12 protein-coding genes are annotated in these 14,413 nt (G+C 57.8%); 1 reads left to right on the top strand and 11 read right to left on the bottom strand.

Annotated features, from left to right (window positions below; genetic code table 11):
* Nucleotides 1-2: 2 nt before the first annotated feature.
* The 11 genes from rlmN to GC56T2_RS05605 form a co-directional block, all read right to left on the bottom strand.
* A complete protein-coding gene (gene rlmN, locus GC56T2_RS05655; protein WP_144973671.1) occupies nucleotides 3-1,103 on the bottom strand; it encodes a dual-specificity RNA methyltransferase RlmN in 1,101 nt (366 codons plus the stop codon).
* 3 nt (nucleotides 1,104-1,106) lie between these two features.
* Nucleotides 1,107-2,441 (bottom strand): 16S rRNA (cytosine(967)-C(5))-methyltransferase RsmB, encoded by a 1,335-nt coding sequence (rsmB, locus tag GC56T2_RS05650; RefSeq protein ID WP_144973669.1) that lies wholly within the window; start codon nucleotides 2,439-2,441, stop codon nucleotides 1,107-1,109.
* Nucleotides 2,428-3,387: a methionyl-tRNA formyltransferase gene (gene fmt / locus GC56T2_RS05645; RefSeq protein WP_144973667.1), complete on the bottom strand. Its 960-nt coding sequence runs from the start codon at nucleotides 3,385-3,387 to the stop codon at nucleotides 2,428-2,430. The genes rsmB and fmt overlap by 14 nt, the downstream gene beginning before the upstream one ends.
* 6 nt (nucleotides 3,388-3,393) lie before the next feature.
* Nucleotides 3,394-3,867 (bottom strand): peptide deformylase, encoded by a 474-nt coding sequence (gene def / locus GC56T2_RS05640; protein WP_144977080.1) that lies wholly within the window; start codon nucleotides 3,865-3,867, stop codon nucleotides 3,394-3,396.
* A gap of 17 nt (nucleotides 3,868-3,884) precedes the next feature.
* Nucleotides 3,885-6,290, bottom strand: a complete 2,406-nt coding sequence (gene priA / locus GC56T2_RS05635; RefSeq protein ID WP_144973666.1) for a primosomal protein N' — start codon at nucleotides 6,288-6,290, stop codon at nucleotides 3,885-3,887.
* Nucleotides 6,287-7,492: a bifunctional phosphopantothenoylcysteine decarboxylase/phosphopantothenate--cysteine ligase CoaBC gene (gene coaBC / locus GC56T2_RS05630; protein WP_144973664.1), complete on the bottom strand. Its 1,206-nt coding sequence runs from the start codon at nucleotides 7,490-7,492 to the stop codon at nucleotides 6,287-6,289. The genes priA and coaBC overlap by 4 nt, the downstream gene beginning before the upstream one ends.
* Nucleotides 7,493-7,541: 49 nt before the next feature.
* Nucleotides 7,542-7,739 (bottom strand): DNA-directed RNA polymerase subunit omega, encoded by a 198-nt coding sequence (rpoZ, locus tag GC56T2_RS05625; RefSeq protein ID WP_033017962.1) that lies wholly within the window; start codon nucleotides 7,737-7,739, stop codon nucleotides 7,542-7,544.
* Between the two features lie 2 nt (nucleotides 7,740-7,741).
* Nucleotides 7,742-8,359 carry a guanylate kinase gene (gene gmk / locus GC56T2_RS05620; RefSeq protein WP_033017960.1) on the bottom strand — a complete coding sequence of 206 codons (618 nt, stop codon included), beginning with the start codon at nucleotides 8,357-8,359 and terminating at the stop codon, nucleotides 7,742-7,744.
* Nucleotides 8,356-8,649: an extracellular matrix/biofilm regulator RemA gene (gene remA, locus GC56T2_RS05615; RefSeq protein WP_144973662.1), complete on the bottom strand. Its 294-nt coding sequence runs from the start codon at nucleotides 8,647-8,649 to the stop codon at nucleotides 8,356-8,358. The genes gmk and remA overlap by 4 nt, the downstream gene beginning before the upstream one ends.
* A 38-nt stretch (nucleotides 8,650-8,687) precedes the next feature.
* Nucleotides 8,688-9,563 carry a YicC/YloC family endoribonuclease gene (locus tag GC56T2_RS05610; protein ID WP_144973660.1) on the bottom strand — a complete coding sequence of 292 codons (876 nt, stop codon included), beginning with the start codon at nucleotides 9,561-9,563 and terminating at the stop codon, nucleotides 8,688-8,690.
* 87 nt (nucleotides 9,564-9,650) lie between these two features.
* Entirely contained in the window at nucleotides 9,651-12,323 is a 2,673-nt protein-coding gene (locus tag GC56T2_RS05605) for a cation-translocating P-type ATPase (protein ID WP_144973658.1), read from the bottom strand.
* 258 nt (nucleotides 12,324-12,581) lie between these two features.
* Here GC56T2_RS05605 and GC56T2_RS05600 point away from each other — a divergent pair, with 258 nt between their 5' ends.
* A complete protein-coding gene (locus GC56T2_RS05600; RefSeq protein WP_144973656.1) occupies nucleotides 12,582-14,321 on the top strand; it encodes an Rqc2 family fibronectin-binding protein in 1,740 nt (579 codons plus the stop codon).
* The last annotated feature ends 92 nt before the right edge of the window (nucleotides 14,322-14,413 follow it).

Genomic DNA, 14,413 nt, shown 5'->3' with positions numbered 1-14,413 from the left:
ATTCACCTCGTCTCTTCTTTTCGCTCCTTCGCGCGAAGCTGTCCGCAGGCGGCATCGATGTCATGTCCGTGTTCGCGACGAATGGTCACGTTAATTCCATGTTTTTCCAACGCCCGTTCAAAGGCGAAAATTTGACTGCGCGGCGTGCGCACATAGTTGCGCTCCGGCACGTAGTTGACCGGAATTAAGTTCACATGGCATTTCAGCCCTTTGATCAGCTCGGCCAGCTGCTCCGCATGCTCAAGCTGGTCGTTCACCCCACCGAACAATCCGTACTCAAACGTCACGCGCCGGCCGGTTTTTTCAATGTAATACCGAATGGCCTCCATCAGCTTCGGCAACGGATACGCCTTATTGATCGGCATAAGCTTCGTCCGCAGCTCGGTCGTCGGCGCGTGCAGCGAGACGGCGAAATTCACTTGCATCCCTTCATCAGCAAATTGGTAAATTTTCGGGATGATGCCGCTCGTGGAAACAGTAATATGACGAGCGCCGATGTTCAGCCCTTTCGGATGATTGACAATGCGCAAAAACGTCATCAGCGCGTCATAGTTGTCAAACGGCTCGCCGATGCCCATCACGACGATGCTGCTGACGCGCTCGCCTGTTTCATCGAGCGCCTTTTGCACTTGCACGACTTGGGCGACGATTTCGCCCGCCTCTAAGTGGCGTTTCAGTCCACCAAGCGTCGAGGCGCAAAACGTACAGCCGATGCGGCACCCGACTTGCGTCGTCACGCACACGGAATTCCCGTAGTTATGGCGCATGAGCACCGTCTCGATCGAATAGCCGTCATGCAGTTCAAACAAAAATTTGATCGTCCCATCTTTTGATGTCTGCTTCACAATCGTTTTCAATGTGGTGATGGAAAACGACGCGGCGAGCTGTTCGCGCAGCCGTTTGGGCAAGTTCGTCATCTCCGCAAAGTCGGTGACGCGCTTTTCGTACAGCCACTCATAAATTTGCGTGGCGCGAAACGGCTTTTCGCCGTGAGAGACAAGCCATTCTTTCAGTTCGTCAAGCGTCAGTGAATAAATCGACGGCAACTGCGGCAACTGCTCTTCGCCGGTGGGCCGGCGGGCAGCTGGATGAACAATTTCCATTTTTTACACCTTCTTTCGTAACCGGGCGATAAAAAACCCGTCAGAATCAAAATGATGCGGCAGCAACTGAAGCATGCCGCCTTTCCCATGCAGCCGCACCGGTTCGGGCAGCCGTTCGAGGAGGCCGGCATCAAGGAAAAAGTCCGGATGGTCGGCCAAAAAACGGGTGATCGCTTCTTCGTTTTCCTCGCGCTCGACCGTGCATGTGCTGTAGACAAGCGCGCCCCCTTTTTTCAACAGCGGGGCGGCCGCCCGCAAAATGGCTTGCTGAATGTCAGCCAGTGCCGCGACATCGTCTTTCCCTTTCGTATACTTGATTTCCGGTTTGCGGCGGATGACGCCGAATCCGGTGCACGGCGCATCGACCAAAATGCGGTCAAACGACTCGGGAGCGAACCGCTCGCCGAGCCGGCGGCTGTCAAGAGCGAGCGCCTTGATATTGTCAAGGCCGAGCCGTTGCGCCTGCTGCTCAATGAGCTTCACTTTATGCTCGTGAATGTCGACGGCGACCACTTCGCCGCGGCCGTCCATCCGTTCGGCGATATGGGTCGTTTTCCCACCCGGCGCCGCGCAGCAGTCGAGCACTCGCTCGCCGGGGGCCGGATCGAGCGCTCGGGCGACAAGCATCGAGCTTTCATCTTGAATCGTCAGCCAGCCGGCGCGAAACGCCTCCGTATGGGCTAAATTCCCTTTTTCCGCGCGAATGGCTTCCGGGGCAAGTTGACCTTGAACGGCCTTTACTCCTTCGCCGTCAAGCCGCTCAAGCGCCTCCTCTACCGTTGCCTTCAACCGGTTGACGCGGGCGGTCGATTGCGGCGGGCGCAAATTCGTCTCGCACATGCGCGCCGCCTCATCAAAGCCGTATTGTTCGATCCAGCGCCGGACGAGCCACTCCGGATGGCTCGTCGCGACGGCGAGTCGCTTTCCGGGATCGTGAATCGCATCAAGCGACGGCATCCCCTCGCGGCCGATGGCGCGCAAAACGCCGTTCACGAGCGAAGCGATGCCGCGATGGCCGCGCCGCTTGGCGATTTCCACCGCTTCAAAGATGGCGGCGCGATCCGGAACGCGGTCCAAATAGACCATTTGGTACAAGGTCAGGCGAAGAAGCACCCGCACCCATGGCTCAAGCCGGCGCGCCTTGCGCAAAAACGGCGCTAAATAGTAGTCGAGCGTGTCGCGCCGTTGCACCGTGCCGTACACGATTTCCGTCAGCAGCGCCGCATCGCGCCCGTCAAGACGCCCTTTCCGGATGGCGTCATTCAGCTGCAAATGGCTGTAGGCTCCGTTTTGTTCGATAGCTAACAGCGTCGTTAAAGCGAGTTCACGTACGTTCATTGTCCTCTCCTAGCTTCATGCCGACCGCCAGCCGGCTGCCGGCGCCGCGCAAAAACTCGCCGGCGGCCATCCGCTTTTTGCCGGCCGGCTGCAATTCAGTAATTTTAATGGCCGTCTCATTGCCGGTCGCAACGACGATGCCATCGTCCTCCAGCGCCACAATCGTCCCCGGCGGCGCTAGGTTTGGCGCCGGCACTTTTTCCCCCCACCAAATTTTCCAGACGTTCCCGCCGTAGGTCGTATACGTGACCGGCCACGGGCAGAAGGCGCGGATATGGTTGTAAATGGCCTCGCCCGGCTGCGTCCAGTCAATCCGCTCTTGTTCGCGCCGGATATTCGGGGCATAGGTCGCCTTCTCTTCGTCTTGCGGAACGGGCGTGACGGCACCTTCGAGCAAAAGCGGGAGCGTTTCTGATAATAGTTTCGCCCCGGCGGCGCTCAATTTATCATGAAGCGTGCCGACAGTATCGGTTTCTGCAATCGGCACCTCGACTTGCGCCAGCATGTCGCCGGCATCGAGCCGCTCGACCATGTACATGATCGTAACACCCGTTTTCGTTTTTCCCTGCCAAATGGCGTAATGGATCGGCGCTCCCCCGCGCAGCTCGGGAAGAAGCGAGGCGTGAACGTTGATGCAGCCGTATTTGGGCGCATCGAGCAGCGCTTTCGGCAAAATTTGCCCAAACGCCGCTGTCACGATCAAGTCAGGCGCGAACGCCAGCACTTGTTCGTATTGTTCCGGGTCGCGAATTTTCGTCGGCTGCAACACCGGAATACCGTGCTTCTCTGCTTCCACCTTGACCGGCGGCGGAACGAGCTCGCGCTTTCGCCCTTTCGGCTTGTCCGGCTGGGTGACAACGGCTGCCACCCGATACCCGTCATCAAGCAGCTGCCGCAAAATCGGCACGGCAAAGTCAGGCGTTCCCATAAAGACAATGTTCGTCATTGGCATCTATCCTTCCAATTCTTCAAGATCGCAGTAACGGATCACTTTCGACGTAAACAGCACGCCGTGCAAATGGTCGATTTCATGCTGAAGCGCGCGCGCCAAAAAGCCGGTCGCGGAGACAGTAAACAGGCGACCGCGCCGGTTTTGCGCCCGCACCTTCACGTACTCGGCGCGCGGCACTTCGCCAAACAGCCCTGGAAAGCTCAAGCAGCCTTCAACATCCACTTGTTCGCCGCGCGCCTCGACAATGACCGGATTGATGAGCTCAATCCGGCCGTGCTCATCGCCGACATCGACGACGGCCACCCGTTTGGCGATGCCGACTTGCGGAGCGGCGAGCCCGACTCCATCAGCAGCAAGCATCGTTTCATACATATCGTCAAGCAGCCGGCCGAGCTGGCGATCAAAGGCTGTCACCGGCGCGCACGGCTGTTCTAAAATCGGATTCGGATACGTCACAATCGGCAAAATCGACAACGCCATTCCTCCATTGTTCACATCATCATGTAAGGGTTCATATCGACGGTGATGGTGACGCCGCCATGGGCGGCATCCGTCTGATAACGGTCGATCACCGCTTTGAGCGCAGCTGACAAATTCGGTTCCCGCTTGTATTTTATCATGCATTGGTAGCGATATCGATCGTGAAGGCGGGCGAGCGGCGAAGCGACCGGTCCGAGAATGATCGCTTCGTTCGACAGCTGCTTGCGCAAATAGCCGGCGATTTTCTCCGCCGCTTTGGCCGCGGCCGGCGCTTCTTGATGAGCGGCCGTGATGAGCGTCAAATAGTAATAAGGCGGATAGCCGTGGGCTTTGCGCAGCGCCATCTCGCGCCGATAAAACGAACGGTAGTCATGGCGGGCGGCCAATTGAATGCTGTAGTGATCCGGCGTGTACGTTTGAATCACGACTTGGCCGGGCAGTTCGTGCCGTCCGGCGCGCCCGCTCACTTGCGTCAGCAGCTGGAACGTTTTCTCAGCAGCCCGGAAATCGGGCAAATGAAGCATCGTATCGGCGGCGAGCACGCCAACGAGCGTCACGTCAGGAAAATCAAGCCCTTTGGCGATCATTTGCGTGCCGAGCAAAATATCGGCTTCTTTCGCGGCAAAGCGGGACAACAGCTCCTCATGCGCCCCTTTCCGCCCGGTCGTATCGACGTCCATCCGGATGACGCGCGCCTTTGGCAGCAACTTCGCCAACTCTTCTTCCACCTTTTGCGTGCCGGTGCCGAAAAAACGGAGATGCTCCCCTCCGCACGACGGACAGCGAGGGACAAGCGGCTCTTCATGGCCGCAATAATGGCATTTCATCCGCTCTCCGGCGCGATGATACGTCAGCGAAATGTCGCAATGCGGACAACGGACGACATAGCCGCAGCTGCGGCACATGACAAACGTCGAATAGCCGCGCCGGTTTAAAAACAATACCGCCTGCTCCCCACGATCCAGCCGAAGGCGCAACTCATCAAGCAATCGCCGCGAAAACATCGAGCGATTGCCGCTGCGCAGCTCCTCGCGCATATCGACCACATGAACGTCCGGCAAGGCGCGATCGGCCACCCGCTCCGGCAGTTCGAGCAGCTCATACACCCCTTTGGCGGCGCGAGCGAACGTCTCGAGCGACGGGGTGGCGCTGCCGAGCACGACCGGACAGCCGTGGCGGCGAGCGCGGTAAATGGCGACATCGCGGGCATGGTAGCGCGGCATCTCCTCTTGCTTATAACTCGTCTCATGCTCCTCATCGATAATGATCATCCCTAAGTTTTCAAACGGGGCGAACACCGCCGAGCGCGCGCCGACGACAAGCTGCACCTCTTTCCGATGGATTTTCCGCCATTCGTCATATTTTTCGCCGACCGACAGCCCGCTGTGAAGCACCGCTACTTTCGGGCCGAACCGGCTTTTGAAGCGCTCAACCATTTGCGGCGTCAGCGAAATTTCCGGCACGAGCACGATCGCCTCTTTTCCTTGGCGCAACACTTCCTCGATCGCCTGCATATACACTTCCGTCTTTCCGCTGCCGGTGACGCCGTAAAGCAAAAACGTGCGATGTTCCCCGGCGCGCACTGAAGCGGTGATCTTCGCCAACGCTTGCGCCTGCGCCGGGGTGAGCGCCAGCGGCTCGCTCGGCTGAAACGTGCGATGCGCATACGGATCGCGATACACTTCGACATCGCGAACAACAACCAATCCTTTCTCCACAAGCGCCTTCAGCGGGGCAGAGGAAATGCCGAGTGTTGCTTGCAGTTTGGCAATGGGGACCGCTTCCCCCCGCTTGAGCAAAAACGACACCGCTTCCTTTTGCCGCGCCGGCAGCGAATGAAGCGCCTGTTCCGCCTGTTCGGCGGAAACGGCAAGAGCGGCGGACTTCACCGTTTTCTTCCCCGCTTTGTCTTTCACGTTGTAAACGGCTTCGAGCACGCCTTGCTGCACCGCTTTTTGCGCCGCGCGCCATAAACCGGCGGCCTCAACCTCGTTCCACGCCACTTCCGTCCGTCCGGCAAACAGCGACTTCAACTCATCGGGAAACTCGCCCCGTCTTTCCTCTTCTGCCAAGCGGAGCACCTTCTCATATTTCGCTCGCATCGCCGCCGGCAGCATCGCCTGATAGGCGGAGATGGCAAAACAAAGCGTCGTTTCCGTCAAATGGCGGCCAAGATCAAGCAGCTCGCCGTTTAACACCGGCACGACATCAAGCACCTCTTCAATCGCCTTCAATGACTCGATCTCAGAATGATCTTTTACGTCCACAACAAACCCTTGCAACCGCCGCGCCCCAAACGGCACCGTCACCCGCATGCCCGGCTGAATCACGCCGCGCCAGCGTTCAGGAATCAAGTAGTCAAACGGACGGTCCGTCTGCCGTGTCGGAACGTCAACAATGACCGCTGCCACTTTCATTGAATCCCCTCGATATAGGCATGAATTTCTTTTAAAATTTCCACCGCCGCCTCGCGCTTGGACAGTAGAGGCAACCGGCGGACGGCGCCGTCACGGCGGAAAATGGTGACGATGTTCGTATCGCCGGCAAACCCCGCCCCCTCTTCGGTGACATCGTTGGCGACGACCAAGTCAAGCCGCTTTTCTTCCAGCTTTTTTCGCGCGTACTGTTCAAGATGGTCCGTCTCGGCGGCGAAACCGACTAAAATCTGGCTTGTTTTTCGCTCACCAAGCGTTTTCAAGATGTCCACGGTCCGCTCCATCTCGACCACATAGTCCCCTGGCTGCTTTTTGATTTTGGAGGCTGCCACATATTTGGGCCGATAATCGGCGACCGCCGCCGCTTTGATCACAATGTCCGTATCGGCAAAGCGGGATGACACGGCTTCATACATTTCTTCCGCCGATTCGACCATCACCGTCTCGACGCCATCCGGCGCAGAAAGCGCCGTCGGACCTGAAACAAGCGTCACCGAGGCGCCAAAGCGAGCCGCCGCTTCAGCGATGGCATAGCCCATTTTGCCGCTCGAATAGTTGGAAAAATAGCGGACCGGATCAAGCCGCTCCCTTGTCGGCCCAGCGGTGACAAGGATGCGTCGACCGCGAAACAGCGGCGGATCATCAGCGAAAAACCGCTCGATATGGGCGATGATTTTCTCCGGCTCCTCCAGCCGCCCTTTGCCGATATAGCCGCACGCCAAATAGCCTTCCGACGGCTCGATGAACCGGTAGCCGAATTGGTAGAGCCGCTCGATGTTGGCTTGGACGGCCGGATGCTCGTACATATGGACGTTCATCGCCGGAGCGATCCAGACGGGCGCTTTCGTCGCCAAAATCGTTGTCGTCACCATATTGTCAGCGAGGCCGGCAGCCAGCTTGGCGATCGTATTGGCCGTCGCCGGGGCGACGAGAACGAGGTCGGCCCAATCGGCCAAATCGATATGAGCGATAACGGCCGGATTGTTTTCCGTGAACGTATCGACATACACTTCTTGACGCGACAATGCTTGAAACGTCAGCGGCGTAATGAACTGGCACGCCCCTTCGGTCATGATCACTTTCACTTCGGCGCCGCGCTGGGTGAGCTGGCTGGTGAGCACCGCCGCCTTATAGGCCGCGACCCCTCCGGTGACGCATAACAAAATATGTTTTCCCCTAATCATCTCGGCCACCTCTCCATCTTAAAAAAATAACAACCTAACAGCTAGGTTGTTATTTTTCTTCCACTAATTCGACCTTGTCGCTGGCGATCTCCTCAAGCGCTTGGCCGACGAATTTTTTCGACACCGGCTTTTTCACCGTCAGCTCCGCGCCGTCTTGAAGCTCGCGCGCCCGCTTGGCCACCACGGTGACGAGCTTATACTTTGAATCGACTTTTTGCATCAGCAAATCGATGGAAGGGTACAACATCGTCATTCCACCTCCAACATTCGTTTATAGCGTTTGGCGACGCGCTCCCGCCGACAATGCTCGGCGATGACGATCGCCTTGATCCGGTCGCAGGCGAGCTCCACTTCATCGTTCTCCACGACGTAGTCATACTCGTCCATCATTTCTAGCTCCTCCCTCGCCGCCCGCAGCCGGTTTTCAATGAGCTCTTTCGATTCGGTGCCGCGCCCGACGATCCGCTTCTCAAGCTCCTTGAGGCTTGGCGGCGCGAGGAAAATGAAGAGCGCTTCCGGAAACGCCCGCCGCACTTTCATCGCCCCTTGCACTTCGATCTCCAAAAACACGTCTTTCCCTTCGGCGAGCGTTTTCTCCACGTAGTCGATCGGCGTGCCATAGTAGTTGCCGACGTATTCCGCCCACTCGAGCAGCTTGTTTTCGCGGATCATTTGTTCAAACTGCTCGCGCGTGCGGAAGAAGTAATCGACGCCTTCCACTTCGCCTTCGCGCGGCTTACGCGTCGTGACCGACACCGAATAATGAAGATTGATGTCCGGCCGCGAAAACAGCGCTTTGCGCACCGTTCCTTTGCCGACGCCGGACGGCCCTGACATGACGATCAATAGTCCCCGTTCGTTTTTCAACGTCCCAAACCCTGCCCTTCCTCGGAAAAATCATCGCTTCCGTATAAACGATTCGCCACCGTTTCCGGCTGCACGGACGACAAAATGACGTGATCGCTGTCCATGATGATGACGGCGCGCGTCCTCCGCCCGTGCGTTGCGTCAACGAGCTTGCCGTTTTCCCGCGCATCCTGAATGATCCGCTTAATCGGCGCCGAATCGGGGCTGACAATCGTAATGATGCGGGCGGCCGACACCATGTTTCCATACCCGATATTAATAAATTTGATCATGACACGCCCACCTGCCATCTTTCCTATTGTTGCCGCCGGCAAGCCCGTTTAAACGGTTATTCGATGTTCTGCACTTGCTCGCGCATTTTCTCCAGCGCGCTTTTGATTTCGACGGCTTGCGCGGCAATGAAGCTGTCGTTCGCCTTGGCGCCGATCGTGTTCACTTCGCGGTTTAACTCCTGCACTAAAAAGTCCAGCTTCCGCCCGACCGGTTCGTCCGCTTCGAGCGCGTCCGCCATTTGCGCCAAATGGCTGCGGATGCGCTTCAACTCCTCGTGAATGTCCGCTTTCTCGGCAAACACCGCCACCTCCGTGAGCAACCGCGCCTCGTCGACCGGGGCGGGCGCCCATTCGCGGAGACGGCGCTCAAGACGCTCACGGTATTGCTCGACGACGAGCGGCGCCCGCTGCTCAATGGCGGCGGCTCCTGCCTCGATCTCACGCAGACGGGCGCGCAAATCAGCGGCAAGCGCCTCCCCTTCTTGCTCACGCATAGCCATAAGCGCCCTTGCCGCCTCATCGACGGCGGCGAGAAGAAGCGGCTCGATCTCCTCATTGCCGCCTTCCTCCTCCGCCATTTCGACGACCCCGTCAAGCTGAAGCAGCTCGGCGGCCGTCACGCTGCCGTCAACGGAAAATCGCTTTGCCGCCTCCTGCACCCCGGCCCAATATTGACCGAGCAAATCCCAATCGATATGTACTTTCCGCTTCACGAGCCCTTCGCCGGCGATCGTGACGAATACTTCCACTTTTCCGCGCCGCACGTACGATGAAATTGCTTTTTTTATTTTATCCTCAAACACAAGCCATTGTCTAGGGAGGCGGATGGAAATTTCGCAAAACCGATGGTTGACGGATTTCATTTCCACCGCCACCGTCAAACGGTCTGTTTTTTTCGTGCTCGCGCCAAAGCCAGTCATGCTGTAAACCATGCCATCACATCCGTTGCTGTCATGATGAAAAAGAAAAGGTCATAGAGCTTGCCTCTATCACCTTTTTCATTATACCATAACCACGTTTTATTTTCTCGCCCGAAACGAGCCAGCAAACAAAAATGTCGGCAAGGCAGACAGACCGACGATGAGCAGCCAATCGACCGCGGCGAGCGGCTTCGTATGGAGCACCGCAGCGAGCGGCGGATAGTAGATGACAACCAACAGCAATACAAGCGACACGGCCACCGCCGCGACAAGATACATGTTCCCGAATGGACTGCGGTCAAAAATCGAACGATCGCAGCGGCAGTCAAACACATGGATGAGCTGCGCCAACACCAACGTCGCAAACGCCGCCGTCTGGGCGTAAACGAGATCCTCGCCGCTCCGTTCATAGGCCGTCAAAAACGCGGCCAACGTCACCGCGCCGATCAAAACGCCGCGGCTTATGATTTTCCAGCCGAGCCCACGCGCGAACACCCCTTCATCGGGGCGGCGCGGCGGCCGCTTCATCACGTTTTCTTCCGGCCGGTCGAGCCCGAGCGCCATCGCTGGTAAACCGTCGGTGACAAGATTAACCCACAAAATTTGAATCGGCACGAGCGGCAGCGGCAACGCCAGCAGCATGGCAAACAGCATCACTAAAATTTCCCCGACGTTCGAGGCGAGTAAGTAGCGGATAAACTTGCGAATGTTTTCGTAAATGTTGCGGCCTTCTTCAATCGCAGCCTCAATCGTCGCAAAGTTGTCATCCAACAAAACGAGCGACGCCGCCTCTTTCGCCACTTCTGTCCCCGATCGGCCCATGGCGACGCCAATATCGGCTGCTTTCAGAGCAGGCGCATCGTTCACCCCGTCCCCGGTCATCGCGACGATATGGCCGCGCCGTTTGAGAGCGTTGACGATTTTCAGTTTATGTTCCGGAGCAACGCGGGCGAACACGTAAATGTCATCGACGGCGCGTTCCAACTCATCGACCGATAACTTCGAAAGCGTCGCCCCGTCCATCACTTTGCCGCCGGGCGGGAGCACGCCAAGCTGTTTGGCGATGGCGGTGGCGGTCAACACGTGGTCACCGGTGATCATCACCGTTTTCATGCCCGCTTCTTTGCAGCGCGCCACCGCTTGCTTCACCTCAGGCCGCAGCGGATCGATCATGCCGGCGACGCCGAGGAACCGCAGCTTTGTTTCCGCCTCCTTCTCCGACCCGATCCGTTCTGTCTCCGCAAGCGGCCGGTACGCGACGGCAATCGTGCGCAAGGCGGAAGACGCCATCTGGCGAATCGCCTTCTCAATCGTCTCTTTCCAAGCCGGCGTCAACACCTGTTCGCGGCCGTTCCATTCAAGGCGGTCCGCCCGCTCAAGCAGCACATCGGGCGCCCCTTTTGTCACGACCAACCGGCGGCCGTTTCGGTCGCGAACGATCACCGTCATCATTTTTCGCTCCGAATCAAACGGAAACTCCTGCTCGACCGTATACTCGCGCCAAACCATCCCTTTCGTCAATCCCGCTTTCGCCGCCGCGACGAGCAGCGCCCCTTCGGTCGGATCGCCGTCGACATAGCGCCGCCCGTTTTCCTCTTTCAACTCCGAACGATTGCAAAGCACCGCCATCGTCAATAGGCGGGCGAGCTCGGGAACACGGTTTGGATCCACCGCCCGGCCCCGTTCGGAAAACTCGCCGGCCATGTCAAAGCCAACGCCGCTGACCGCAAATGTCCGTCCGCCTGCCCATACTTGCGTGACGGTCATCATGTTTTCCGTCATCGTCCCCGTTTTGTCGGAACAAATGACCGAAGCGCAGCCGAGCGTTTCCACCGCCGGAAGCTTGCGGACGATGGCGTTTCGTTTGATCATCCGCTGCACGCCAAGCGCCAAGACGACCGTCACAATGGCCGGCAACCCTTCCGGAATAGCGGCAACAGCGAGCGATACGCCGGCCAAAAACATTTCATACACGTCGTGTCCTTGAGCGACCCCAACGGCCACCACCATGGCCGTCAGCGCCAAGGCGACGACAAGCAAAATTTTCCCAAGCTGCTCGAGCCGGCGCTGAAGCGGGGTTGCTCCCGCATCCGCCTCTTCAAGCATCGTCGCGATTTGCCCCATCGCCGTTTTCATCCCCGTGGCGATGACAATCCCGATCCCATTCCCTCTTGTCACCAGCGTCCCCATAAACGCCATATTGTGCAAATCACCCAACGACGCCTGGGCGGTGTGAAGAGGGACAGCCGATTTGGCCACCGGCACCGATTCGCCCGTCAGCGCCGACTCCTCGATTTCCAAGCCGGCTGCCTCAATCAAGCGGACGTCGGCCCCGACCCGGTCGCCGCTTGCCAGCCGCACCACATCGCCGACAACAAGCTCGCGCGCCGGGACTTTCACCCACTCCCCGCCGCGCAGCACCACCGCTTGCGGCGCCGACAACCGTTTTAAAGCAGCGAGCGACTTTTCCGCCCGCCGCTCTTGAATAAACCCGAGGATGGCGTTCATGATCACGATGACGACAATCGCCACCGCATCGACGTACTCGCCCAAAAACGCGGAAATCACCGTTGCCAACAGCAGCACCAACACCATAAAATCTTGAAACTGGCGAAAAAAGACGACGATGGCTGACTCCTTCTTCCCTTCCGCCAGCTCATTGTACCCGAACTGCCGCAGCCGCTTTTCCGCCTCGGCTGCGGTAAGCCCGGTCTTGACGTTCGTCTTCGTTTCGTGCGCGACATCGCTGGCCGCGAGCGTATGCCACTGCATTAGTCTCCCCCTCCGTCCTCTCCGTCTTTTCAGCGCACTGTTTCCGCTTTTCTATGCTTATTCACTCCTGTCCAAAAAAATGATCGGTTTGGCGGCATAAACAAACGACCGAAATCGCTTTGCCGCGCATTTCCTCATTTATATAACCGTTTGGATGAACATCGCCCTTCATCCCCCGAAATGTTCGCAAAAATGTTCAACAGAGCGGATCTATGGTAAGATCGAAGTAGTAACGAAACAAATAGAAAGGTGTTTTCCATGTCGTTTGACGGAGTGTTTACGTACGCTATTGTCGGGGAACTCGAAGAGGCGCTTGCGGGCGGGCGGATCACGAAAATTCACCAGCCGTCGGCGCATGAGATCGTCATGCTCGTGCGCGCCCGCGGCCGTAACCATAAAGTGATGCTGTCGGCGCATCCGACGTACGCGCGCGTCCATTTGACAAACGAAACGTACGACAACCCGCCCGAGCCGCCGATGTTTTGCATGCGGCTGCGCAAACAGTTGGAAGGAAGCGTCATCGAAGCGGTTCGCCAAGTCGATTTTGACCGCATCATCACGATCGACACAAAGGGACGCGACGAACTCGGCGACGTGCAAACAAAGCGGCTCATCATCGAAGTGATGGGCCGCCATAGCAACATCATCCTCGTTGAGGCATCGACCGACACGATCATCGACAGCTTGAAACATTTGCCACCGTCCGTCAACCGCTACCGGACGGTGCTCCCGGGGCACCCGTACGTCGCCCCGCCGACGCACGGCAAGCTGAATCCGCTTGAGGCGACGGAAGAAACGGTGCTGAAAAAACTGGATTTTCACGCCGGCAAGCTCGCCCATCAGCTCGTTTCCGCCTTCAGCGGCCTTTCGCCGCTGTTCGCCAACGAGGTTGTCTTCCGCGCCGGGCTCGCCAATCGGGCGACGCTGCCAAAAAGCTTCCTTGCGCTCATCGATGACGTCCGGCACCGCCGCTTTGCCCCGATGATGTACACGAACGGGGAAAAAGAATGGTTTTACGTGTTGCCGCTTACGCACATAAAAATCGAAGGCCAACCGTTTGCGAGCGCAAGCGAGCTGCTCGACCGCTTTTACTTCGGCAAAGCCGAGCGCGACCGCGTCAAGCAGCAAGCGCATGACATCGAGCGGCTCATGGCGAACGAAAAAGCGAAAAACGAGAAAAAGCTCCTCAAGCTCGAACAGACGCTCGAAGAAGCCAAAAAAGCTGACATTTACCGACTGTACGGGGAGCTGCTCACCGCCCATTTGTACGCCATCAAGCGCGGCATGACGGAAATCGAAGTCACCAACTACTATGATGAAAACGGCGGCACGGTCACGATTCCGCTCGACCCGCAAAAATCGCCGTCGGAGAACGCGCAACAGTACTTCCAAAAATACCAAAAAGCGAAAAATTCGCTCGCCGTCGTGCAAGAACAAATCGAGCGGACGAAAGAAGACATCGCCTATTGCGACACGATTTTAAGCCAGCTGGAAACCGCCTCGCCGAAAGATGTCGAGGAAATCCGCGACGAGCTCATTGAACAAGGCTACTTGCGCCCGCGCGCGGCAAAAGGAGCGAAAAAGCGCAAACCAACCGCGCCCGAGCTAGACCGCTACACGGCCAGCGACGGCACGGAAATAGTGGTCGGCAAAAACAATAAACAAAACGACTATCTCACGACCAAACTCGCCCATAAGGACGACGTTTGGCTGCATGTGAAAAACATTCCCGGCTCGCACGTCGTCATCCGGAGCAAGCAGCCGTCTGACGGGACGCTCTTGGAAGCGGCGAACTTGGCCGCCTACTTCAGCAAAGCCCGCCACTCCGGCTCCGTGCCGGTCGATTACACGCGCGTCCGCTACGTGAAAAAACCGAGCGGCGCCAAGCCAGGGTTTGTCATTTACGAAAACGAACAAACGCTCTACGTCACACCGGACGAAGAGCTCGTCCGCGCCATGAAACAGCGGCAAAAAGAACACGCGGCGAAACAGCCGTAAACAAAGAATGTCCCTATAGCCATGATTGTCTTGATATGGTAATGTTTCTCCTTGAGAAACGATTCCGAGAAGCGGTTGCGCGAGTGAAATCC

The organism is Geobacillus sp. C56-T2 (assembly GCF_007829715.1).
GTDB classification, from domain to species: domain Bacteria; phylum Bacillota; class Bacilli; order Bacillales; family Anoxybacillaceae; genus Geobacillus; species Geobacillus icigianus.
The sequence above is the reverse complement of the archived record's forward strand: the minus strand, read 5'-3'. Positions and strand labels throughout refer to the sequence as shown.

What these genes read in the sequence shown, in the direction of transcription:
- GC56T2_RS05605 (WP_144973658.1), bottom strand. Translation starts at nt 12,323, where the DNA reads ATGCAGTGGCATACGCTCGCGGCCAGCGATGTCGCGCACGAAACGAAG.
- rlmN (WP_144973671.1), bottom strand. Translation starts at nt 1,103, where the DNA reads ATGGAAATTGTTCATCCAGCTGCCCGCCGGCCCACCGGCGAAGAGCAG.
- GC56T2_RS05610 (WP_144973660.1), bottom strand. Translation starts at nt 9,563, where the DNA reads ATGGTTTACAGCATGACTGGCTTTGGCGCGAGCACGAAAAAAACAGAC.
- rpoZ (WP_033017962.1), bottom strand. Translation starts at nt 7,739, where the DNA reads ATGTTGTACCCTTCCATCGATTTGCTGATGCAAAAAGTCGATTCAAAG.
- remA (WP_144973662.1), bottom strand. Translation starts at nt 8,649, where the DNA reads ATGGCAGGTGGGCGTGTCATGATCAAATTTATTAATATCGGGTATGGA.
- coaBC (WP_144973664.1), bottom strand. Translation starts at nt 7,492, where the DNA reads ATGATTAGGGGAAAACATATTTTGTTATGCGTCACCGGAGGGGTCGCG.
- priA (WP_144973666.1), bottom strand. Translation starts at nt 6,290, where the DNA reads ATGAAAGTGGCAGCGGTCATTGTTGACGTTCCGACACGGCAGACGGAC.
- fmt (WP_144973667.1), bottom strand. Translation starts at nt 3,387, where the DNA reads ATGACGAACATTGTCTTTATGGGAACGCCTGACTTTGCCGTGCCGATT.
- rsmB (WP_144973669.1), bottom strand. Translation starts at nt 2,441, where the DNA reads ATGAACGTACGTGAACTCGCTTTAACGACGCTGTTAGCTATCGAACAA.
- GC56T2_RS05600 (WP_144973656.1), top strand. Translation starts at nt 12,582, where the DNA reads ATGTCGTTTGACGGAGTGTTTACGTACGCTATTGTCGGGGAACTCGAA.